At 51.4% G+C, this 22,471-nt stretch carries 25 protein-coding genes and 1 other annotated feature; of the genes, 24 read left to right on the top strand and 1 reads right to left on the bottom strand.

Features of this window, described 5'->3' with window-relative positions; all coding sequences use genetic code 11:
* The first annotated feature begins 9 nt into the window (after positions 1 to 9).
* The 4 genes from radA (at position 10) to IEX98_RS28560 (ending at position 4,246) form a co-directional block, all read left to right on the top strand.
* Positions 10 to 1,377 (top strand): DNA repair protein RadA, encoded by a 1,368-nt coding sequence (gene radA, locus IEX98_RS28575; protein ID WP_188893069.1) that lies wholly within the window; start codon positions 10 to 12, stop codon positions 1,375 to 1,377.
* 10 nt (positions 1,378 to 1,387) lie between these two features.
* Positions 1,388 to 2,464 carry a DNA integrity scanning diadenylate cyclase DisA gene (gene disA, locus IEX98_RS28570; RefSeq protein ID WP_188893068.1) on the top strand — a complete coding sequence of 359 codons (1,077 nt, stop codon included), beginning with the start codon at positions 1,388 to 1,390 and terminating at the stop codon, positions 2,462 to 2,464.
* Positions 2,465 to 2,570: 106 nt separating this feature from the next.
* Complete coding sequence (pssA, locus tag IEX98_RS28565) at positions 2,571 to 3,317, top strand: CDP-diacylglycerol--serine O-phosphatidyltransferase (protein WP_188893067.1); 747 nt, start codon at positions 2,571 to 2,573, stop codon at positions 3,315 to 3,317.
* A 218-nt stretch (positions 3,318 to 3,535) separates the two neighbouring features.
* Positions 3,536 to 4,246 carry a YqaA family protein gene (locus IEX98_RS28560; protein ID WP_188893066.1) on the top strand — a complete coding sequence of 237 codons (711 nt, stop codon included), beginning with the start codon at positions 3,536 to 3,538 and terminating at the stop codon, positions 4,244 to 4,246.
* Between the two features lie 69 nt (positions 4,247 to 4,315).
* Here IEX98_RS28560 and IEX98_RS28555 read toward each other — a convergent pair whose 3' ends face one another.
* Positions 4,316 to 4,711, bottom strand: coding sequence for a hypothetical protein (locus IEX98_RS28555; protein WP_042171500.1), 396 nt, complete (start codon positions 4,709 to 4,711; stop codon positions 4,316 to 4,318).
* Between the two features lie 147 nt (positions 4,712 to 4,858).
* Here IEX98_RS28555 and IEX98_RS28550 point away from each other — a divergent pair, with 147 nt between their 5' ends.
* The 20 genes from IEX98_RS28550 (at position 4,859) to rpoB (ending at position 22,405) form a co-directional block, all read left to right on the top strand.
* On the top strand, positions 4,859 to 5,956 hold the full coding sequence (locus IEX98_RS28550; RefSeq protein ID WP_188893065.1) for a PIN/TRAM domain-containing protein: 1,098 nt from the start codon (positions 4,859 to 4,861) through the stop codon (positions 5,954 to 5,956).
* Between the two features lie 53 nt (positions 5,957 to 6,009).
* Complete coding sequence (gene ispD / locus IEX98_RS28545; RefSeq protein ID WP_188893064.1) at positions 6,010 to 6,708, top strand: 2-C-methyl-D-erythritol 4-phosphate cytidylyltransferase; 699 nt, start codon at positions 6,010 to 6,012, stop codon at positions 6,706 to 6,708.
* Positions 6,709 to 6,710: 2 nt separating this feature from the next.
* Positions 6,711 to 7,187, top strand: a complete 477-nt coding sequence (ispF, locus tag IEX98_RS28540) for a 2-C-methyl-D-erythritol 2,4-cyclodiphosphate synthase (protein ID WP_188893063.1) — start codon at positions 6,711 to 6,713, stop codon at positions 7,185 to 7,187.
* 86 nt (positions 7,188 to 7,273) lie between these two features.
* Positions 7,274 to 8,737 (top strand): glutamate--tRNA ligase, encoded by a 1,464-nt coding sequence (gltX, locus tag IEX98_RS28535; protein WP_188893062.1) that lies wholly within the window; start codon positions 7,274 to 7,276, stop codon positions 8,735 to 8,737.
* Positions 8,738 to 9,083: 346 nt separating this feature from the next.
* The gene (locus tag IEX98_RS28530; RefSeq protein WP_188893061.1) at positions 9,084 to 9,239 is read left to right on the top strand and encodes a hypothetical protein; all 156 of its coding nucleotides are present in this window, start codon (positions 9,084 to 9,086) and stop codon (positions 9,237 to 9,239) included.
* A 34-nt stretch (positions 9,240 to 9,273) separates the two neighbouring features.
* A complete protein-coding gene (cysE, locus tag IEX98_RS28525; RefSeq protein WP_188893060.1) occupies positions 9,274 to 9,936 on the top strand; it encodes a serine O-acetyltransferase in 663 nt (220 codons plus the stop codon).
* The gene (gene cysS / locus IEX98_RS28520; protein WP_188893059.1) at positions 9,933 to 11,345 is read left to right on the top strand and encodes a cysteine--tRNA ligase; all 1,413 of its coding nucleotides are present in this window, start codon (positions 9,933 to 9,935) and stop codon (positions 11,343 to 11,345) included. The genes cysE and cysS overlap by 4 nt, the downstream gene beginning before the upstream one ends.
* Positions 11,346 to 11,382: 37 nt before the next feature.
* Positions 11,383 to 11,862, top strand: a complete 480-nt coding sequence (locus tag IEX98_RS28515) for a Mini-ribonuclease 3 (protein WP_188893058.1) — start codon at positions 11,383 to 11,385, stop codon at positions 11,860 to 11,862.
* A gap of 10 nt (positions 11,863 to 11,872) precedes the next feature.
* Positions 11,873 to 12,628 (top strand): 23S rRNA (guanosine(2251)-2'-O)-methyltransferase RlmB, encoded by a 756-nt coding sequence (gene rlmB, locus IEX98_RS28510; RefSeq protein WP_188893057.1) that lies wholly within the window; start codon positions 11,873 to 11,875, stop codon positions 12,626 to 12,628.
* A 3-nt stretch (positions 12,629 to 12,631) separates the two neighbouring features.
* Complete coding sequence (locus IEX98_RS28505; RefSeq protein WP_188893056.1) at positions 12,632 to 13,156, top strand: NYN domain-containing protein; 525 nt, start codon at positions 12,632 to 12,634, stop codon at positions 13,154 to 13,156.
* 191 nt (positions 13,157 to 13,347) lie between these two features.
* Positions 13,348 to 13,998, top strand: a complete 651-nt coding sequence (gene sigH / locus IEX98_RS28500) for an RNA polymerase sporulation sigma factor SigH (RefSeq protein ID WP_042171481.1) — start codon at positions 13,348 to 13,350, stop codon at positions 13,996 to 13,998.
* Between the two features lie 376 nt (positions 13,999 to 14,374).
* Positions 14,375 to 14,524 carry a 50S ribosomal protein L33 gene (gene rpmG, locus IEX98_RS28495; protein ID WP_015847242.1) on the top strand — a complete coding sequence of 50 codons (150 nt, stop codon included), beginning with the start codon at positions 14,375 to 14,377 and terminating at the stop codon, positions 14,522 to 14,524.
* Between the two features lie 17 nt (positions 14,525 to 14,541).
* Positions 14,542 to 14,751 carry a preprotein translocase subunit SecE gene (gene secE / locus IEX98_RS28490; protein WP_042171479.1) on the top strand — a complete coding sequence of 70 codons (210 nt, stop codon included), beginning with the start codon at positions 14,542 to 14,544 and terminating at the stop codon, positions 14,749 to 14,751.
* A gap of 23 nt (positions 14,752 to 14,774) precedes the next feature.
* Entirely contained in the window at positions 14,775 to 15,308 is a 534-nt protein-coding gene (nusG, locus tag IEX98_RS28485) for a transcription termination/antitermination protein NusG (RefSeq protein ID WP_188893055.1), read from the top strand.
* A 61-nt stretch (positions 15,309 to 15,369) separates the two neighbouring features.
* Positions 15,370 to 15,795, top strand: coding sequence for a 50S ribosomal protein L11 (rplK, locus tag IEX98_RS28480; protein ID WP_188893054.1), 426 nt, complete (start codon positions 15,370 to 15,372; stop codon positions 15,793 to 15,795).
* A gap of 106 nt (positions 15,796 to 15,901) precedes the next feature.
* Complete coding sequence (gene rplA / locus IEX98_RS28475; protein WP_188893053.1) at positions 15,902 to 16,594, top strand: 50S ribosomal protein L1; 693 nt, start codon at positions 15,902 to 15,904, stop codon at positions 16,592 to 16,594.
* Positions 16,595 to 16,606: 12 nt separating this feature from the next.
* Positions 16,607 to 16,776, top strand: a sequence feature (ribosomal protein L10 leader region).
* 59 nt (positions 16,777 to 16,835) lie between these two features.
* Positions 16,836 to 17,339: a 50S ribosomal protein L10 gene (rplJ, locus tag IEX98_RS28470; RefSeq protein ID WP_188893052.1), complete on the top strand. Its 504-nt coding sequence runs from the start codon at positions 16,836 to 16,838 to the stop codon at positions 17,337 to 17,339.
* A gap of 100 nt (positions 17,340 to 17,439) precedes the next feature.
* Entirely contained in the window at positions 17,440 to 17,799 is a 360-nt protein-coding gene (gene rplL / locus IEX98_RS28465) for a 50S ribosomal protein L7/L12 (RefSeq protein WP_042171466.1), read from the top strand.
* A gap of 141 nt (positions 17,800 to 17,940) precedes the next feature.
* Positions 17,941 to 18,537 carry a class I SAM-dependent methyltransferase gene (locus IEX98_RS28460; RefSeq protein WP_188893051.1) on the top strand — a complete coding sequence of 199 codons (597 nt, stop codon included), beginning with the start codon at positions 17,941 to 17,943 and terminating at the stop codon, positions 18,535 to 18,537.
* Between the two features lie 304 nt (positions 18,538 to 18,841).
* Positions 18,842 to 22,405, top strand: coding sequence for a DNA-directed RNA polymerase subunit beta (gene rpoB, locus IEX98_RS28455; protein ID WP_188893050.1), 3,564 nt, complete (start codon positions 18,842 to 18,844; stop codon positions 22,403 to 22,405).
* The last annotated feature ends 66 nt before the right edge of the window (positions 22,406 to 22,471 follow it).

The raw sequence follows: 22,471 nt of genomic DNA, 5'->3' as shown, positions 1-22,471 counted from the left end.
GAGCCTATCATGGCAAAAATAAAATCGAAGTTCGTATGTACGGATTGCGGCACCGAATCACCGAAATGGCTGGGCAAATGCCCTGGCTGCCACGCTTGGAATACAATGGTCGAGGAGAAGGAGACCGTTGTGAAGACACAGGGTGTTGGTCTTCGGATGGTTCATACGAAAGAAAAGGCACAATCCATCATACATATAGAAAGCGGGCAAGAACCGCGTATTGAAACAAGGATGCAAGAGTTGAACCGCGTACTGGGCGGAGGCGTCGTTCCGGGCTCGCTTATATTGGTTGGCGGAGATCCTGGCATCGGCAAATCGACACTGCTTCTGCAAACGTCGCATGCTATGGCGGTTAAGGGTCTGAAGGTGCTCTATATTTCCGGAGAGGAATCGGTTCGCCAGACAAGACTGCGGGCGGATCGCCTCGGCGCATTGACGGAAATGCTCTATGTGCTGTGCGAAACGAATATGGACCATATTAACGATGCCATTGAAACGATCGCACCCGACTTTCTCGTCATCGACTCTATTCAGACGGTGTATGATCCGAATGTACAATCGGCGCCGGGCAGCGTTGCCCAGGTAAGGGAATGTACAGCGCACTTTATGCGAGTAGCCAAAATCAAAGGCATTGCAACGGTGCTTGTCGGGCACGTTACGAAGGAAGGCGCGATTGCCGGTCCCCGCTTGCTGGAGCATATGGTCGATTGCGTGCTCTATTTCGAAGGCGAGCGGCATCATACCTACCGGCTGCTGAGGGCGGTGAAAAACCGTTTCGGCTCGACGAATGAAATCGGAATATTCGAAATGGGCGAGGAAGGGCTGCGCGAGGTTGCCAATCCGTCAGAGCTGTTTCTATCCGAGCGCCCGCTTGGCGTATCCGGCTCTACCGTCGTTGCCAGTATGGAAGGAACGCGGCCGGTACTCGTTGAGCTGCAGGCACTGGTAGCGACGACGAATTTTCCGTCGCCCCGGCGCATGTCTACGGGCATCGACCATAACCGGATGGCGCTTATTATTGCCGTGCTGGAGAAACGCATCGGCATGTTCCTTCAGACGCAGGATGCGTACTTAAACGTAGCCGGCGGCGTCAAGCTTGATGAACCGGCTGTCGATTTGGCAGCTGCGGTATCGCTTGCCTCCAGTTTCCGAGATGCGCCTACGAAGCCTTACGACGTTATTTTCGGCGAAGTAGGTTTGACCGGTGAAGTTCGGGCTGTGTCACGGGCGGAGCAGCGAGTGAAGGAAGCGGAGAAGCTCGGTTTCAAGAGGGTTATTATGCCGGAAAAAAGCCTGAAAGGCTGGAAGGCACCTGAGGGCATCGAGATTATTGGAGTCAATACCGTATCGGAAGCACTTAAGGCAGCACTTGGATAGGGGGCATACGATGAAAGAACCAAGTCAGCAAGACATAATGAATCAGTTGTTGCAGTTAGTCGCACCCGGCACCCCGTTCCGCGAAGGGCTGGAAAATGTACTGCGGGCGAAAACCGGCGCGTTGCTCGTTGTTGGCTACAGCCCTGAAGTCATGGAAGTCGTGGACGGCGGCTTTTCCATCAATTGTGATTTCTCGCCAAACTACTTATATGAGCTTGCAAAAATGGACGGGGCAATCATTTTAAGCGAAGATATGCGCCGCATTTTGTATGCCAACACACAGCTGATTCCGAACAGCTCGATCCCTTCGACGGAGACCGGCATTCGGCACCGCACGGCGGAGCGGGTTGCGAAGCAGACCGGCAAGCTGGTCGTTTCCATTTCGCAGCGCCGCAATATCATTACGCTGTACCAAGGTAATTTACGCTACTCCCTTAAGGAGATGGGCGTTATTCTAACGAAGGCGAATCAAGCGATCCAGACGCTGGAGAAATACCGGGTGGTGCTTAACCAATCCCTGACAAACCTGTCTGCGCTTGAATTCGAGGAGCTGGTGACGCTTCAGGAAGTCGCTCATGTCGTTCAGCGTGTGGAGATGGTGCTGCGCGTTAAGATGGAAATCAAGCGCTATGTGACCGAACTGGGCATAGAGGGACGTCTCATTGCCATGCAGCTGGAAGAGCTGGTGGACGGCGTTGATGAAGAAGCTTGGTATTTGCTTAAGGATTATGCGAAGGATCATGCCGACGACAAAATCCGTGAGCTGCGCATCGCGTTGAAGAAGCTCAGCTCCGATGAGCTGCTGGATGCCCAGCCGATTATCCGCCTTCTTGGTTACCCGAATGCTGGCTCCATGGTGGAGGAAGCCGTATCTCCGCGCGGATTCAGGCTGCTTAATCGCATCCCGCGTCTGCCGCTGATGATCATGAACAATTTGATCGAGCGCTTCGGCCGCCTGCCGCATGTTCTAATGGCTACAATCGAGGAATTAGATGAAGTGGACGGCATTGGCGAGGTTCGGGCGAGAGCGATTAAAGATGGCCTGAAACGGATTCAAGAGCAGATGTTCATTGACAGACAAATTTAAATCTCATACAATGGTTAGAATGCGTGTCGATCTGTTTGTGCTTGAAGTCACATAGACGATACATCAGTAATCAGTTTTAGGGCATAGTAGAGAAGAGGTGGAACAGATGATCACAAAGTCGATACCGAGCCTTCTCACGGTGGGGAACCTATTCCTCGGAATAGTCGCCATTATTCTTGTGTTTAATGAAAAGCCTGAACATGCCGCCATGATGGTCATTATCGCCATGCTGTTGGACGGCGTGGATGGCCGCGTAGCTCGGGCATTGAATGTACAAAGCGAATTCGGCAAAGAGCTCGATTCGTTGTCTGATGTGATCTCGTTCGGCGTAGCGCCGGCTTTTATAATGTATGTGGTCGCGTTTCAGAATCTAAATCCAACGGTAGCATGGATCATTACCGCGTTGTTCCCGATTTGCGGAGCTTTGCGGCTTGCACGATTTAATGTCGTCTCTTGTGCACCCGGCTATTTTATCGGCTTGCCGATTCCGGCTGCGGGAGGCGTACTGGCGACGATGGCTTTGTTCAAGAATGATATTTCCGTCACGATTCTGCTGGGAAGCACGCTTGTGCTGTCCTTGTTAATGGTGAGTACCGTGAAGTATCCAAATTTCAAAAAAATCGGTATTCCGCGGAGCGCGATTTGGGTTATTCCTGTCGTTGTGGCGATTGCGGTCGTGTTAGGCATACTGCTGCCTCACCAGTTATCGAAAATTCTTTTCCTGCCGTTGCTGTTATATGCGCTGTACGGGTTAAAAAAAAACGTTGATCGGCGGCTAAAGCGCCGGTTTCGCAAACGCCATCCCGAAGCAATCGGGACAGAGGAACCTGTACAGTCCGATACGTCGGCATAGTATGGAATGAAAGAAGCAAAGCTGTTTGAAGGTCGTCGCCCGACTTTCGAGCAGCTTTTTTCTTGTATAAAAGCTAGGAGTTTCGGCATATTGACGAATGAAATTTTAATTCCAATAAAAAAATTGAAACTTCATACTGGTAATGTCGTATACTGTATGTTGTACGCATACCGATGTTCGAGAGAATTTGTTCTCGTCAAGCAGAAGAGAGGCCTTATATGATTCAAGATTTTATAGATTATTTAATGGAATTCGGAGCACTTGGCCTTTTTATCCACTCCTTTATTGATGCTATCATATTTCCGGTACCGGCATTGTTTCTGCAAATTCCTCTCAGTCTAGTTGATCCCTCTAATGCCCTTTGGCTTGCAACTGCGGGTTTCGTCGCCTGTTTGCTTGGTTCTCCTATCGGTTACTATATCGGGAGATCGCTGGGCGCTACGGTTCTGTACAAAATTCTGAAAAAAGAATGGGTCGACAAAGCGACCGCCTTGTTTCAGAAAAATGGCGAGGCTGCCATTATGATCGGTTCCTTTACTCCCATCCCCTTTAAAGTGTTCACGATTCTTTCCGGCTCGCTCAAATTTCCGTTATGGCGTTTGATGTTATACGCAGCCGTCGGAAGAGCTGTGAAATTTTACGCCGTAGGTGCTTTGTTCTATTTTTACGGACGTTCTGCCGAAGGTATGGTAAAGGATGTATCTCTATATATTTTCGCAATTGGCGTTCCGCTTATCGTCATCTTCTTATTCATACGCAAAAAAATGCGCCAAAAGCGTGAGCGGTTGCTTGAAGCAGAAGCACATGCGGAGACGGCTTCAACTGCAACTGCAACTGCAACTGAAACGACTGCAACTGAAACGGCCCCCGCTTCGTCTGCGACTAAATCCGCAACTGCGTCTGTAAAGGCAGAGACGGAACAGGCATAGACGCATAGACGCTCATATTGAAAACAGCGTTCTCCTTGGTTGAAGGAGAACGCTGTTTTTTTGCTATATTCAAGTGAGATTAAACAGTCCAAGTGTCGAGCATTTGTCGTATTCGTCGGCAATGACTTCACTAAGCTCAATATCCAGCAGATTGCACATGGCGGTCATATAGAACAAGTTGCGCCCGAGATCGTTTTTGAGGGCGTCGCGGCAATTCTCGCATACTTGTCCGGAAAGATGGCTTTGAAGCGTCGATTTGGCATTTTCGAGGTTAAGCTCGTCTGAGTACTGCTGCTTGCGGGCATTTAATTCGATACAGCCGCAATCGGTAACCGCTTTCGATACTGCACGATTGACGGAAGCGCCGGATTGACCGAATTTGGACATGACGTCTAGCAGGCTGCGATGCCGCAGCAGTAATTCCGATACTTGTTGCTGAAATTGATCCAACGTTGGAGCGCTCATCAGTTCCACCTCTTTCATCAGCTTCTACAGAAGTTATCACTACTTCCATTATAAGCCTAGCCAGCAATCTTTTCAAAATTAAAAATCATTCACCATGACGGTTAGGTCGTCCAAAATTGGAACATAATTGTAATGGAGGTGGGAATGATGGTCAAAAAAATAATTCAAATTATCGGCGTGCTGTTTGGCGCAATGGCCGGAAGCGAGGTACATGGCTGGACAAATGGAACGGCGCTCTGGTCGGAGCCTTCTTTCGGTATGCTGCAGCGTTCAAGCTCTTATTACATGAATGTGGCGCTAGGAGCCATTGCAGGTCTTATTATCGCTACCATGGTTGCAGGCAAGCTGATCCGGTTGCTGCAAAATGGAGCCGAGAAGACGGCAGCACTGCCGGTTTCGGATCTGCTCGCAGGAGCGGGCGGTTTACTGGCCGGCTTATTGCTCTCCGTACTGCTGTACCCGGCGGTATCGGACCTTGGAGGACCCGGCATTCTGCTGCCGGCGGCGATGTCGCTTTGCTTCGGCTACTTGGGGCTTCGTATCGCATGGCATAAGAAAGAGGAGCTGGCGGCAGCGGCTGCAGCGGTGCTGGAGCAGCGCAAAGCGGCTCCCGTACCGGATGAGACTAGCGGCTTTGAGGAGCATAAAATATTGGACACGAGCGTCATCATCGACGGGCGAATCGCCGATATTTGCAAAACGGGCTTTATCGAAGGCACGCTCGTTATTCCGGAGTTCGTGCTGGAGGAGCTGCAGCATATCGCGGATTCTTCCGATCTGCTCAAGCGCAACCGCGGACGGCGAGGACTTGATATTTTGAACAAAATCCAAAAGGAGCTTGATGTTCGAGTTCTGATCTATGAAGGGGATTTTGAAGAAATAAGCGAGGTGGACAGCAAATTGGTGAAGCTGGCGAAAGCGCTGCACGGCAAAGTCGTGACGAATGATTTCAACCTGAACAAAGTATGCGAGCTGCAAGGCGTGTCGGTGCTCAATATTAATGATTTGGCGAACGCGGTTAAGCCGGTCGTGCTTCCGGGAGAAGAAATTATCGTACAAGTTATTAAAGACGGCAAGGAGCATGGACAAGGCGTTGCTTATTTGGATGACGGAACGATGATCGTGGTTGAAGGCGGACGCGATTATATCGGCACGACGATGGAGGTTCTGGTCACCAGCGTGCTTCAGACTTCTGCCGGCCGAATGATTTTCGCGAAGCCGAAGCTGTTGGAAAAAGCGCTCTAACCCTGTATAGTAGTAATAATCAGTTTGTCGCTATATTAGGGAGAGTAGGAAGCATGAACAAGTGGGGAGTCGTCGTCGTCGCAGCCGGACGAGGTTCGCGTATGGGGACGGCGGAGAGCAAACAGTATTTGCCGCTGCGGGGCAAACCGATACTTATTCATACGCTGGAGCTGTTTCAGTCGATGGAGGAGATCGCAGAGGTCGCGCTGGTCGTTGGCGGAGATGATGTGGAGCGGTGCAGCCGGCTCGTTAGCGAGCATAAGCTGGACAAGATCTCGGCAGTTGTCTCCGGCGGCGGCGAAAGGCAGCACTCGGTCTACGCGGGTATTGCGGCGCTGTCTCCGGCTGCGGAATGGGTCATGGTGCATGACGGTGTTCGGCCGTTAGTCACGCCGGAAGCGGTTCGCGCTTGCTGCGCTGCGGCAGAGCGGGTCGGAGCGGCGGTGCTCGCCGTACCAGTGAAGGATACGATTAAGCAGGTGGACGAGACGGGGTTGATCGTCTCTACGCCTGACCGCCGAAGCTTGTGGGCGATTCAAACGCCGCAAGCTTTTCGTCGTGAATTGCTCGTTGCGGCGCATGAGCGTGCGCAAGCCGAAGGGTATTTGGGCACCGATGACGCGATGGTCGTCGAGTGGACGGGCGCTGCCGTTACGATCGCAGAGGGCGATTATACGAATATTAAAATTACGACGCCTGAGGATTTGCCTTGGGCGGAGTTTTTGCTAGAGAAGCGGGAGAGGGGAAATTAAAGATGATTCGAGTAGGACAAGGCTTTGACGTGCATCAATTGACGGAAGGACGGCCGTGTATCATTGGCGGCGTTACAATTCCTTATGAGAAGGGGCTGCTGGGTCACTCCGATGCAGATGTACTGCTTCACGCCATCACCGATGCGGTGCTGGGAGCGCTGGGGCTCGGCGATATCGGCAAGCATTTTCCCGATACAGATGAGGCATTCAAGGATGCAGACAGCTTGAAGCTGCTGGAGCGGGTATGGGAGCTGGCGAAGGAGCGCGGCTACAAGCTTGGCAATGCCGATTCCACCATTATCGCGCAAAAGCCGAAAATGGCGCCATACATTCCGCAAATGGCGGAAATTATCGCACGGGCGCTGGAAGCTGATCTTTCGCAAATTAATGTAAAAGCGACGACGACGGAGCAGCTCGGCTTCACGGGCCGTGGCGAAGGAATCGCCGCACAATCAATCGTCTGTCTGATTAAAGCTTAACCAATCGGCTGAATGGCTGGAGCAAATCGTTTCATCTATTTTTCTGGTACAATAGAGCAGCATAGTTCAAGAGAGGGGTTTTTCACATGACACAGGAAGTCCGCGTACGGTATGCGCCTTCGCCGACAGGCCATTTACATATCGGCAACGCCAGAACGGCATTATTCAATTATTTATTCGCACGCAGTCAAGGCGGCAAATTTATCGTTCGCATCGAGGATACCGATGTGAAACGGAATGTAGCAGGCGGAGAAGAAAGCCAGCTTACTTACTTGAAATGGCTCGGCATGGATTGGGACGAGAGCGTCGATATCGGCGGCGGCTATGGCCCTTATCGTCAGACCGAGAGACTGGATATCTATAAAGAATATTGGCAGGACCTGCTGGACCGCGGCCTGGCTTACCGCTGCTATTGCACAGAAGCTGAGCTGGAGCAGGAGCGCGAGGAGCAGATCGGCCGCGGCGAGACGCCGCGTTATTCGGGCCGCCACCGCGAGCTGACGGAGGAGCAGCGCCAAGCATTCGAGGCGGAAGGCCGCGTAGCGAGCATCCGTTTCCGTGTACCGGAGAACCGCACCTTTGCGTTTGACGATATGGTCAAAGGCACGATCAGCTTTGATACGGCTGAGATGGGAGATTTCGTCATCGTCAAGAAAGACGGCATCCCGACTTATAACTTCGCTGTTGTGCTTGACGATTACTTGATGCGTATCAGCCATGTGCTTCGCGGCGAGGATCATATTTCCAATACGCCGCGCCAATTGATGATCTATGAAGCGTTCGGCTGGGAAGCGCCGCGCTTCGGCCATATGACGCTCATCGTCAACGAGAACCGCAAAAAGCTCAGCAAACGCGATGAATCGATTATTCAGTTCATCGAGCAATATGACGGTCTTGGCTATTTGCCGGAGGCGTTGTTCAACTTTATCGCTTTGCTTGGCTGGTCGCCAGAGGGCGAACAGGAAATCTTCACCCGCGAGCAGCTGGTTGAGGTTTTCAACGCTGACCGTCTCAGCAAGAGCCCGGCTGTATTTGATACGAATAAGCTGACGTGGATGAACAATGAATATGTGAAAAAAACCGAACTGCCGCGTCTCGTCGATCTATGCCTCCCGCATCTGCAAAAGGCTGGCCGCGTAGAAGCCGAGCTGAATGCAGAAGGCCGCGAGTGGGTAGATGCGCTCGTTAAGCTGTATCAGGACAAGATTCGCTATGCCTCGGAAATCGTGCCGCTCACGGAGCTGTTCTTCCGTGAAACGGTAGAGGACGAGGAGGAAGCCGCTGCTGTGCTGGCCGAGGAGCAGGTTCCGACTGTACTGGCAGCTTTTCTTGCTCAGGTAGAAGCCGGAGAGAAGCCGTTTGAAGCCGACGGTGTGAAAGAGATGATCAAAGCCGTTCAGAAGGAAACGGGCTTTAAGGGCAAGCAGCTCTTCATGCCGATCCGCGCGGCGATCACCGGGCAGACACATGGTCCTGACCTGAACCAATCGATCGTCCTGCTGGGCAAAGATAAAGTGATCGGCAGACTGCAAGGCCGTTTGGCGCGCTAATAGCAGCTGTACAAATTTCCTTGTCACTTTTTTGACGATTGAGTATACTGGTACTACCATAACAATTCGATGAAACGATAAGCGATGAACAGGAGAAGTACGCAAGGCAGGATTTGCAGAGAGGACAACGGTCAATGAGGCCCGTTGCCGGTTCATTCCGGCATGGCGCATTGCAGGCTGCGAGTTGTCTAGTCCCCAAGCGGAAATATGCACCTGGGAGCTTTGTTCCGATCCGGTTGCCAGCCATCACATGATGGAGGGGAAGCGGGGTAGGCAGCAACGTAAGCCTGCGTTAAGGGCTCTAAGACGGACAGCCGGCTGCGGCTTTTGCGGGAGAGTCACCCCTTTGGGTGATACGACCGGGAAGCGGGAACGCGGTACGAGTCCAAGCAGAGTGGAACCGCGTACGCGATATGCACGCCTCTGCAGCATCGGCACCGATGCTGCAGAGGCTTTTTTATATGTTCGCCGTTCGATACTGTTATGGTTCGCAAAGCGCTAGAGCGTGTTGTGAGGGCTGGGGGAGGTAGAGAGGGATGTTTCGCCATTTTCATTCAGACATAAATGCGGTATTCGAAAATGATCCGGCGGCGCGAAGCCGTTTCGAGGTTGTTTTTACCTACTCCGGCTTGCATGCGATATGGGCGCATCGAATTGCCCATTCGCTTTATCGGAACAAATGGTATACGGTGGCGCGTATCATATCGCAGTTCAGCCGTTTTATGACGGGCATTGAGATTCATCCCGGCGCGACAATTGGCAGCCGGCTGTTCATCGATCATGGCATGGGGGTCGTAATCGGGGAAACTTGTGAGCTTGGCGACGACGTCGTCATCTACCAGGGGGTTACGCTTGGCGGTACAGGCAAAGAGAAAGGCAAGCGGCACCCTACCATCGGCAATAGCGTCGTTATTGGTTCAGGCGCGAAGGTATTAGGTTCGTTTAAGGTAGGCGATAATTCAAATATAGGTTCGAATGCGGTCGTACTTCGCGAGGTGCCGGACAACAGCACAGTTGTCGGCAATCCGGGGCGCATCGTGAAACGGAACGGAGAGCGCGTCGGGGACCGGCTGGATCATAAGCAGCTGCCCGATCCCGTCATCGAGATGTTCCGCGAAATGCAGAAGGAAATCGACGGCCTGAAATCCGAGCTGGAGAAGCTTAGGGAGCCCGTTGCTGGAGGAGATTTGAGAAAATGACAGTTCATATTTACAATACGCTGACCCGTTCCAAGGAAGCGTTCGTATCGCAAGAGCCCGGCAAGGTGAAAATGTATGTATGCGGTCCGACCGTATACGATTATATTCATATCGGCAACGCGCGTCCGGTCATCTTTTTTGATGTCGTTCGCCGCTACTTGGAGTATGCAGGCTATGAAGTCAATTACATCGTGAACTTCACGGATGTGGACGACAAGCTGATTCGTAAAGCTGAGCAGCTGGGCTCTACCGTACCGGAAGTTGCGGAGAAATTCATTAACGCCTTTAACGAGGACTTGGAGTCGCTTGGCGTTCACAAGGCTTCGATGAATCCCCGGGTAACGCAGCATATCCCGGAGATTGTCGCGTTTATTCAAGAGCTGGTCGACAAGGGCTACGCTTATACGAGCGAGGGCGACGTTTATTTCCGCACCTCCAAGTTCGAGGATTACGGCAAGCTGTCGCATCAGAATCTGGAGGAGCTGCAGTTCGGCATCCGGATTGAAATCGGCGACCGTAAGGAAAATCCGCAGGACTTCGTTCTGTGGAAAGGCGCGAAGCCGGGAGAGATCAATTGGGAGAGCCCTTGGGGAGCAGGACGCCCAGGCTGGCATATCGAATGCTCGGCGATGGCGCGAACCTACCTGGGGAACACGCTCGACATTCACGGCGGCGGACATGACCTGCAATTCCCTCACCATGAGTGCGAAGTGGCGCAGTCCGAAGCGTTGACGGGCCATCCGTTGTCCAACTATTGGATGCATAACGGTTATGTCCATATTAATAATGAGAAAATGTCCAAATCACTGGGCAACGGTATTGCAGTCCACGAGCTTGTGAAGCGGGTGAAGCCAAACGCCATTCGTTATTTCATGCTGGCAACGCATTACCGCAGTCCGCTGAACTTCAGCGACGATACGATTGAGCAAGCGGAGAAAAGCGTCGAGCGCATCGTGAACTGCGCTTCGAACCTGAAGCATCGCTTGTCCGCACTGGGTGCAGAAGCGGCTGAAGCTGCGCCTTCCGAATTGGACGGCAAGCTGGCGGCGATCCGCGAGCAGTTTGAAGCGAAGATGGGCGATGACTTCAGCACGCCCGACGCGATTACAGCCGTATTCGAGCTGGTCACGGAAGCTAACCAATACATGAACCGCGCGGATGCATCCGCAGAGGGGCTTGCGGCGCTGCTGAAGACACTGGAGCAAATGGACGCCGTGCTGGGCTTGCTGCCGCAGCAGGCTGCTGACGATGAGCTTCTGGATACGGAGATCGAGCAGTTGATTGTAGACCGCACAGAAGCGCGCAAATCGAAAAACTGGGCAAGAGCCGATGAAATTCGCGATCTTCTGACTGCGAAAGGCATTGCGCTGGAAGATACTCCACAAGGGATCCGTTGGCGCCGGCTGTAAGCGGGGCGAGAGCGGAAGACCGAACGGAGGAATATTCATGTTGAACGACGACAATGGCAGAGCGGTCGAAGAAGTAGAACAATTGGAGCGGGGCAGGTCCTCGCTTCTGTTCCACTCGCCGTCCAAGAAGCCGCAATTGATTAATCCTGTCGTACTCGCGTATGTCGGAGACGGCGTGTTCGAGCTTATGGTCCGGCAATATCTGGTGTCGCTGCCGAATCATAAGCCGCATCATTTGCATCGCGAAGCGACAAGCATGGTCTCCGCCAAGGCGCAGCGGAAGCTGCTGGAACGCTGGCAGCCGCTGCTTACGGAGGAAGAAGCCGATATCGTACGGCGTGGGCGGAATGCGAAATCAGGGGCGCCTCCGAAGAACGCGGACCCGGCCGACTACCGTCAAGCGACGGCGCTGGAATGTCTGGTCGGCTATTTGTATTACGAAGGACGGACAGCCCGATTGCAGGAGCTGTTTGAGGTCGCGATCGCTCCGGTCGACGCGGCAAAAGCATTGGATTAGGGGGATTAGCATGACTGAAGCATACAACCAAGAAGAACTGATCGCAGGCAAGCATCCCGTAATGGAAGCACTGCGCTCCGGTCGGGAGATCAATAAGATATGGATCGCCGAGGGCGCTCAGAAGAGCTTGACCCAGCCGATTGTGGCGGAAGCGAAGAAGAACGGCATCGTCGTTCAATTTGTGGACAAGCGCAAGCTGGACAGCATGGTGGAAGGGGTTCAGCATCAGGGCGTAGTCGCGCAAGCCGCGGCTTTTGCTTATGTTGAAATTGAAGATTTGCTGGAGCGGGCGCGCAGCCGCGGTGAAACGCCATTTATTTTGCTGCTGGATGAGATCGAGGACCCGCATAACCTGGGTTCAATTCTGCGTACTGCGGAATGCACGGGCGTGCATGGTGTTATTATTCCGAAACGCCGTGCCGCGGGCTTGACGGCTACTGTGTTGAAGACGTCGGCTGGCGCTGCCGAGCACGTTCCTGTAGCGCGAGTAACCAATCTGGCGCAAACGATCGACCGTTTGAAGCAAGAAGGCGTATGGATCGCCGGGACGGATCTCAGCGCTCCGCAAGATGTGTACAAGACAAAGTTTGATCTGCCCCTTGCTATCGTTATCGGCAATGAAGGCAAAGGCATTGGCCGGCTGATTAAGGAGAAATGCGATTTTCTGGTGAAGCTTCCGATGCTCGGACAATTGAACTCGCTGAATGCCTCGGTTGCTGCCGGTGTATTGATGTATGAAGTGGTCCGGCAGCGCCGGAGCCTGTAGCGGATGAGCCGGCCCGACGATATTTTGCTGGTGGACGGTTACAATATTATCGGCGCATGGCCAGTGCTGGAGCGATTGAAAGAGATTAATCTGGAGGAAGCCCGGGACAAGCTGCTGACGCTGTTGGCCGATTACCAGGGTTTCTCCGGATTGAAGATTTACGTCATTTTTGATGCGCATCAGGTTCCCGGACTTGGCGCTAAGTATAAGCATCACAAGCTGGACATCGTCTACACCAAGGAGAAGGAGACAGCGGATGAGTGCATTGAGAGGCTCGTTGTCGCACTCTATTCCAAGCGCCGCAACGTGTTCGTCGCTACCTCTGATCTCGTTGAGCAGCATGTCGCCTTCGGCAAAGGCGCGTTGCGCCTGTCGGCCCGAGAGCTGCTCATCGATGTCCAGCAGAGCCGAAAGCAGATTGAGCACACGCTCCGCGAGGAGAAACCGGGCAAGCGCAACTCGCTTGACGGTATTTTGAGCCTAGAGGTCCGGAGCAAGCTGGAGCGGCTGCGGCGGGGCGAGAAATAGGTTTGGTCCCCCGTTCGGGCGCCTTTGTAACAAAGTTACAGTTCTGCAATTAAATCGATGGCGCCCGCGGGGCAAATTTGTTGACGGTGTAAGGTTACATAATGTATACTGGCTCTATATTTACTATGGTAGGAAGTACAGCTTTTCTATGAATCTAGCGGTGTACGCCTTGCAGGCCGGAGGGATAGTTCGTGAGCATCGACCTCAAAGAATGGAGTACGCTCGAATATGACTGCAGTACGGACGAGGACATCGTCGAAGCGGTCCGCAATGGCGACAGCCTGGCTCTTGAATATTTGATAAACAAATACAAGAACTTTGTGCGTGCCAAGGCGCGTTCCTATTTTCTAATCGGTGCGGATCGGGAAGATATTGTGCAGGAAGGCATGATCGGACTGTATAAGTCTATTCGCGATTTCAAGGGAGACAAGCTCGCGAGCTTCAAGGCCTTTGCTGAACTGTGTATTACGCGGCAGATCATTACGGCGATCAAGACTGCTACACGGCAAAAGCATATCCCGCTCAACTCGTACGTCTCGCTCGACAAGCCGATTTATGACGAAGACTCTGACCGTACGCTGCTCGATGTCATATGCGGGACGAGAGTGTCCGACCCGGAAGAATTGATAATCAACCAGGAAGAATTTATCGGTCTGGAAGACAAGATGTCCGAAATTTTGAGCGACCTTGAACGCAAGGTGCTGATGCTCTATTTGGACGGAAGGTCCTATCAGGAAATCGCCGTTGATTTGGACAGGCATGTGAAGTCAATTGACAATGCTTTGCAGCGGGTGAAACGCAAGCTTGAACGTTATTTGGAAGTAAGGGATCTGAGCAGTTAGCCGTTTGGCATTGTGAACCTCGCTTTGTCCGAATCGACGAGCTCAGGCAACGGCATTCTTATATAAAGTTTTTGAGAGTAGGCTGTCTATCCGTTCGGGCAATGACCGATTCGGAAGGACAGCTATTTTCGGTTTTAAAAGGGATAATATGGACTATACTAATAGGACGAACGAGATCCCGAAGCAAGCCTTTTCCATTATCTGAAGCGTATGGAGAAGCTATCTAATCGTTGACATCAAATATGCCGTGTGATAAAGTGTTTTAGGTAGGCCTAAATGTGAGGTTTTTTTTCGTGTTGGGGCCGCATTCTCGTGAGGGGTAGGCTACTATCTCATCACAAAAAGTATTTAGTAGCAGTTCGGGAGGTGTACTTCAATGCGGGTAATTATCACGTTGGCATGCACAAACTGCAAACAGAGAAACTATGCGAGCAGCAAGAACAAACGCAATCACCCCGACCGCATCGAGTTGAAGAAGTTTTGCAAGTTCTGTAACGAGCAGACTCCTCATCGCGAGACGAGATAGTCTATGGAGGTGTGAACGTGGCATTTTTGGCTAAACTAAAGCAAAGCTTTGGAACAACGTTTAGTTTCTTTGCCGACAGCTGGGCAGAACTGAAGAAGGTTCGCTGGCCAAACCGTAAAGAGTTGACAAGCTATTCGATCGTAGTACTTTTGACGATCACGGCTGTGACGATTTACTTTTGGCTTCTTGACATCGGGATCTCGTCGATAATTGAACTGATTGTTTAAGAAGGGTCCAAAGGTGGATTGGAATGGAAAAAAGATGGTACGTCGTACACACTTACGCCGGTTATGAGAACAAGGTGAAAGCCAATTTGGAACGCCGCCTTGAATCGATGGGCATGGAAGACAAGATCTTCCGCGTGCTCGTTCCTATGGAAGATGAAGTGGTAGAGAAGGACGGTAAGAAAAAGATCGTTCAGCGTAAAGTCTACCCCGGATATGTTCTGGTGGAAATGGTTCAAACGGATGATTCCTGGTACGTTGTTCGCAATACGCCGGGCGTTACGGGATTCGTAGGATCGACTGGATCCGGTTCAAAGCCGACTCCGCTCATGCCTGATGAAGTGGAACAAATTCTCAAGCATATGGGTATGGAAGAGCCGAAGCCGAAGATCGAGTTCGAGCTGAAAGAAACCGTGCGCGTCAAAGTAGGTCCTTTCGCAGATTTTGTCGGCACAGTAGAAGAGATTCTTCTCGACAAGGCGAAGCTGAAGGTGCATGTTAACATGTTTGGCAGGGAAACCCCGCTTGAACTCGATTACACGCAAGTGGAAAAAGTTTAAGAAACGGGTTTCGCGGGAAATGTTCTGTTTTTGGAATTACTAGTAAGGAGGTGTAAAAGTCATGGCAAAAAAGGTCATCAAGATGGTCAAACTGCAGGTTCCTGCAGGTAAAGCGAACCCGGCTCCGCCGATCGGTCCAGCCCTTGGTCAAGCAGGCGTTAACATCATGGCATTCTGTAAAGAATTCAATGCTCGTACTGCAGATCAAGCTGGTTTGATTATTCCGGTAGTTATTTCGGTGTTCGAGGACCGTTCCTTCACGTTCGAGACTAAAACTCCGCCGGCAGCAGTATTGCTCCGCGTAGCAGCAGGTATCGAAAAAGGATCCGGCGAACCAAACAAGAAGAAAGTTGCTACGGTTAAACGCGATAAAGTGCGTGAAATCGCTGAGCAAAAAATGCCCGACTTGAATGCAGCTTCCGTCGAAGCAGCAATGCTTATGATTGAAGGTACTGCACGCAGCATGGGTGTAACAATCGTCGACTAATTGTCGCGGATATCGTGTGATTTTGGGTCTCCCAAAATCCTGATGTCAAGTGGGAGGATCATTCCTAGGAGGATGCTCCGCTACACCACATAAGGAGGATATAACAATGGCTAAACATGGCAAGAAATATCTGGAAGCCGCTAAGCTGATTGACAGCGAAGCAACTTACGAGCCGGAACAAGCGATTGAGCTTGTGAAAAAGGCTGCAACAGCTAAATTCGACGAATCCGTTGAAGTTGCTGTCCGTCTGGGTGTAGACCCGCGGAAACAAGACCAAGCAGTGCGTGGCGTCGTTGTACTTCCGCACGGTACTGGTAAAACTAAACGTGTTCTCGTATTCGCTAAAGGCGAAAAAGCAAAAGAAGCGGAAGCTGCTGGCGCTGACTTCGTAGGCGATGCAGACATGATCAACAAAATCCAACAAGGCTGGTTCGAATTCGACGTTTGCGTAGCAACGCCGGACATGATGGCTGAAGTTGGTAAATTGGGTCGTATCCTGGGTGGTAAAGGTCTCATGCCTAACCCTAAAGCAGGTACGGTAACATTCGACGTGACGAAAGCCGTGCAAGAAATTAAAGCCGGTAAAATCGAATATCGTCTGGATAAAGCAGGTCAAATCCATGCGCCAATCGGTAAAGTATCCTTCGATGCTGAGAAACTCACTGAGAACCTCAAAGCATTGGTTGATGCTCTGAACCGTGCAAAACCGGCTGCATCTAAAGGGGTTTACCTGAAAAACATCGCCGTTTCTTCGACAATGGGCCCAGGCGCTCGCGTCTCCACTGCGGTTTACCGCTAAGAAGAACGGAACTAAATTCGAATATGCATGCCGTAGACAGTAGGTGCCGCAGGGCTTAATTTCCTACCGAGGTGTTATGATAAAGCGTTTGTAAGCAGCTTGCCCTAACGGATTGAGCGCGTTAACGAACCATTCATGGCCTTCGCAGTCTTGGTACGTGCGGAGGCTTTTCTTCTGCCTTGCGGCAGGGAAAGCTCGTCGTAGTAAACGGGATGTACAACTATTACAGGAGGTGTACAGTTTGGCAAACGCAAAAATCATCCAAGAGAAACAACAAGCGGTTGAGACGATTTCGGCTAAGCTCCGCGAGAGCACTAGCACAGTCGTTGCCGATTATCGCGGATTGAACGTTGCGCAAGTTACCGAACTTCGCAAACAGCTGCGTGAAGCTGGTGTCGAGTTTCAAGTATTGAAAAACTCGCTCGTTCGCCGCGCAACTGAGGCTGCGGAATTGGCAGAACTGAACGAGATTTTGGTTGGACCTACAGCCATCGCGTTCAGCAACGGCGACGCAGTCGCTCCAGCGAAAATCCTTAACGATTTCGCTAAAAAGAACGACGCTTTGAAACTTAAAGGCGGCGTTGTTGAAGGTAAAGTTGTAGGACATGAACAAATCAAAGCGTTGGCGGAACTTCCGTCCCGCGATGGCTTGCTCTCCATGCTCCTCAGCGTTCTGCAAGCTCCAGTTCGCAACTTCGCGCTTGCGGTTAAAGCAGTCGGCGAACAAAAAGAAGCTCAAGCTTAAGTTGTTTGAGTCTAGCAACGTCATAAATACCGGACGGCGTTTATCGCCGGCGGCGTAACAAACCAACAAAAAAAACTAAACCATTTTCGGAGGTATAACCATGTCTAAAGAGCAAATCTTGGAAGCCATTAAAGTTATGACCGTTCTTGAACTTAACGACCTTGTAAAAGCAATTGAAGAAGAATTCGGCGTAACAGCTGCTGCACCAGTAGCAGTTGTAGCTGGCGGCGCTGCTGAAGCTGCTGAGCAATCCGAATTCGACGTAATCCTGACTAGCGCAGGCGCATCGAAAATCAACGTAATCAAAGTTGTTCGCGAAATCACAGGTCTTGGCCTGAAAGAAGCGAAAGACTTGGTTGACGGCGCTCCTAAAGCAATCAAAGAAAAAGTTGCTAAAGAAGAAGCAGAAGCAGTTAAAGCTAAGCTTGAAGAAGCTGGCGCAGCTGTAGAAGTGAAGTAATATCGCTTTAATCCTTTCGCGGGTGCGTGCTGGAAGCGGTGCGCGTTCGCGAAGCATAACGGGCCCCTTGAAACGTCTTGTTTCAAGGGGTTCGTTGTATGTTAATGCGAACGATATGAAGCAGCAGGAGGAGTACAGGAGATGTCGGACCACTATTACTCTCAAAAACCGGGAGTGAAGCATAACCGTCAAGTTCATCAAGACGAGCTTTGCGGCTTTACGTTGAAATTCGTGACGGATGCCGGTGTGTTCTCCAAATCCGGTGTCGACTATGGCAGCCGGGCGCTGTTGAATGCGTTGGAGCTTGCGCCTTCGGCCAATGTGCTCGATGTTGGATGCGGCTACGGGCCAATCGGCCTGACAGCTGCCAGACTGGCTCCGCAAGGCCGAGTCACGATGATAGACATCAATGAAAGAGCAGTAGAGCTATCGAAGGAGAATGCCGCTCTGAACGGCATTTCCAATGTTGAGGTGCTGCAAAGCGATCTCTATGAATCGGTAGGAGGCAGAAGCTTTGACGTCATCCTGACGAATCCCCCGATTCGGGCAGGCAAAGCGACCGTGCACCGCATCTTTGAAGAGGGTTACGAGCTTCTAGTACCTGGCGGAACGATGTGGGTTGTTATTCAGAAGAAGCAAGGAGCTCCCTCGGCGGAAGCGAAATTGCAGTCGTTGTTTGAAGAAGTAGAAGAGGTTTCCAAGGATAAAGGCTACCGGATTTATATGGCAAAAAAATAGGGATGTCTGTCTTCTTGACTTGACATTCCAGATATGATAGTATTATAAAATGTCAGCATTAAATTGGGCTCAATCTCTTTAGTCAACTAAAATGTCAAGCGTGAATTTTCAGCGCGAAATGAATAAATAAAACACGTTTGACGTATAATGTTTACATTTTGGGCAAAATTACTTGATATGGAACCATAACGCCCGCGCTGCGTTTGGTTGACTGCCGGAACATGCTCTTTTTTCGAACTATATTCGATAAGGGCTTTTCTTTATTTGAATTGACGCAGTGATATATCGATGCTGTGAGACAGACATGAGGGGTGAGGTTAAGTTGGCAGGACAACTTGTTCAGTATGGTCGGCGCACGCGGAGAAGTTACGCCCGGATCAACGAGGTGCTGGAAGTCCCGAACCTGATTGAAATCCAACAAAAATCGTACGAAAAGTTTTTGGATAACGACTTGCTTGAGTTGTTCCAGGACATTTCGCCGATTCAGGACTTTACGGGAAATCTATCGCTTGAGTTTATCGACTATAGCTTGGGCGAACCGAAATATTCGGTCGATGAATCAAAGGAACGCGATGTAACGTATGCGGCTCCGCTGCGCGTTAAAGTACGGCTCTTTAATAAGGAAACCGGCGAAGTGAAAGAGCAGGAAGTGTTTATGGGTGACTTCCCTCTTATGACCGAGACCGGCACCTTTATTATTAATGGTGCGGAACGCGTTATTGTCAGCCAGTTGGTGCGATCCCCAAGTGTGTACTTCAGCACGAAGGTTGATAAGAACGGTAAGAAAACATACACGGCGACGGTTATTCCGAATCGTGGGGCATGGCTGGAGCTCGAGACGGATGCCAAGGACATTATTTATGTTCGGATCGACCGCACCCGGAAAATTCCGGTTACGGTGCTTTTGCGTGCTCTAGGCTTTGGCACTGACGCTGAAATTCTCGAATTGCTAGGGCATGACGAGTATATTCGCAACACGCTGGACAAAGACAATACGGATTCGACAGAGAAAGCGCTGATCGAAATCTATGAGCGTCTTCGTCCGGGCGAGCCGCCAACTTTGGACAATGCGAAGAGCTTGCTGGTAGCTCGTTTCTTCGATCCAAAGCGTTACGATCTGGCAAATGTCGGTCGTTACAAAATCAATAAAAAGCTTCACATCAAAAACCGTTTGTTCAACCAGCGCCTTGCAGAGACGCTTGTTGATCCGGGAACGGGCGAGATTATCGCCGAAGCAGGCCAAGTGATTGATCGCCGCCTGTTGGACGATATCCTTGACAAGCTGGAGAAAAATGTCGGCTTCAAGACGTATCATGTTGCCAACGGCGTATTGGATGCAGATAGTATTCCACTGCAAACGATCAGTGTATTCTCGCCGCTTGATGATGCGAAGGTGATCAAGGTCATCTCCAACGGCATCATTGACAAAATGGTTAAGCATATTACACCTGCGGACATCATTTCGTCCATTAACTATTTCATCAATCTCTTGCACGGAGTCGGAAGCACGGATGATATCGACCATCTCGGCAACCGCCGTTTGCGTTCGGTAGGCGAGCTTCTGCAAAACCAGTTCCGTATCGGTTTGTCCCGTATGGAGCGCGTTGTGCGCGAGAGAATGTCGATTCAGGATGCGAATGCGATCACGCCTCAGGCTTTGATCAATATCCGGCCTGTTATCGCATCGATTAAAGAGTTCTTCGGTTCGTCGCAGCTGTCGCAGTTTATGGACCAAACGAATCCGCTTGCCGAACTGACGCACAAACGTCGTCTGTCCGCACTCGGACCGGGCGGTTTGACGCGTGAGCGCGCGGGCTTCGAAGTCCGTGACGTCCATCACTCCCACTATGGGCGGATGTGTCCGATCGAGACGCCTGAGGGACCGAACATCGGTCTGATCAACTCCTTGTCTTCGTTCGCACGAATTAATGAGTATGGCTTCATTGAGGCTCCATACCGTTGGGTTGATCCGAAGACTGGTGTCGTAACCGAGCAGATCTCGTATATGACTGCCGACGAAGAAGACAACTATGTCATCGGTCAGGCAAATGCCAGACTGACAGAAGATAGCCGCTTCGAAGACGAAAGTCAGATCGTTCGTTACAACAAGCAAGCCGATAATATCCTGACCATGCCAAGTGATCGCGTTGACTACATGGACGTATCGCCTAAACAGGTCGTATCCGTTGCGACGGCGCTCATTCCGTTCTTAGAGAATGATGACTCCAACCGCGCTCTGATGGGATCGAACATGCAGCGGCAAGCTGTTCCGCTCTTGATTCCGAAAGCACCGCTTGTCGGCACAGGAATGGAGCACAAGGCTGCAAAAGATTCCGGCGTATGTATCGTATCCAAGTTCGACGGTGTCATCGAGCGCGTATCGGCCAATGAAATTTGGCTGCGCCGCGTAGAGCTGCTTGACGGCAAACCTGTCACTGGCGATTTGGTGAAACATAAGCTGCACAAATTTACACGTTCCAACCAAGGAACATGCATCAATCAGCGTCCTATCGTTCGTAAGGGCGATGTCATCAAAAAAGGCGACATTCTCGCTGACGGTCCTTCGACCGAGCAAGGCGAATTGGCGCTTGGCCGCAACGTAGTCGTTGCGTTCATGACGTGGGAAGGCTACAACTACGAGGATGCGATCCTGCTTAGCGAGAAACTGGTTAAGGAAGACGTATACACTTCGATTCATATTGAAGAATATGAATCCGAAGCCCGTGACACGAAGCTTGGACCGGAAGAAATTACGCGCGACATTCCGAACGTCGGTGAAGAAGCACTCAAAAATCTCGACGAGCGCGGCATTATCCGTGTAGGCGCTGAGATTGGCGCAGGTGATATCCTAGTCGGCAAAGTAACGCCTAAAGGCGTAACGGAACTGACAGCGGAAGAACGGCTGCTCCACGCGATCTTCGGTGAGAAGGCTCGCGAGGTTCGTGACACTTCGCTCCGCGTACCTCACGGTACGGATGGAATCGTCGTTGATGTAAAAGTGTTTACCCGCGAGAACGGCGATGAATTGCCTCCGGGCGTGAATCAGCTGGTTCGTGTATATATTGCTCAAAAACGGAAAATTTCCGAAGGCGACAAAATGGCAGGACGCCACGGCAATAAAGGGGTTATCGCCCGCATCATGCCGGAGGAAGATATGCCGTTCCTGCCGGACGGCACGCCTGTTGAAATCGTGCTGAACCCGCTCGGCGTACCTTCGCGTATGAACATCGGGCAAGTGCTCGAGGTCCATCTGGGCATGGCTTGTAAACAGCTCGGACTTCATGCAGCAACGCCAGTATTCGACGGCGCTCGCGAGTATGACGTATTCGATACGATGGAAGAAGCTGGCATGCAGCGCAACGGCAAAACGGTCTTGTATGACGGACGTACGGGCGAATCCTTCGAACGTGAAGTTACGGTCGGCGTCATGTACATGATCAAGCTGGCGCACATGGTTGACGATAAAATCCATGCTCGTTCTACAGGTCCTTACTCACTCGTTACGCAGCAGCCACTCGGCGGTAAAGCCCAGTTCGGCGGCCAGCGCTTCGGGGAGATGGAGGTATGGGCGCTTGAAGCCTATGGCGCAGCCTACACGCTTCAAGAGATTCTTACTGTTAAGTCCGATGACGTTGTCGGCCGGGTGAAAACGTACGAATCGATCGTCAAAGGCGAGAACGTGCCGGAGCCAGGCGTTCCGGAATCGTTCAAAGTATTGATCAAAGAGCTTCAATCTCTCGGTATGGACGTTAAGATCCTGACGGAGAACGAAGAAGAGATCGAAATGAAAGAAATGGATGACGAGGATGAAGGCGCGGGCGACAAGCTCAACCTGAATCTGGAAGGCGCAGAAATGGGCGCTGAATAGCATTTGCCAAGGCTGCTCGTACCGCTAGTTGCGTGGACGTGCAGCCGCTAATTTGCACGACATAGC

The sequence above is a fragment of the Paenibacillus radicis (ex Gao et al. 2016) genome, from assembly GCF_014641555.1.
Lineage (GTDB): Bacteria > Bacillota > Bacilli > Paenibacillales > Paenibacillaceae > Pristimantibacillus > Pristimantibacillus radicis.
Note: the sequence above shows the minus strand (reverse complement) of the source record. Positions and strands in the feature narration are given on the sequence as shown.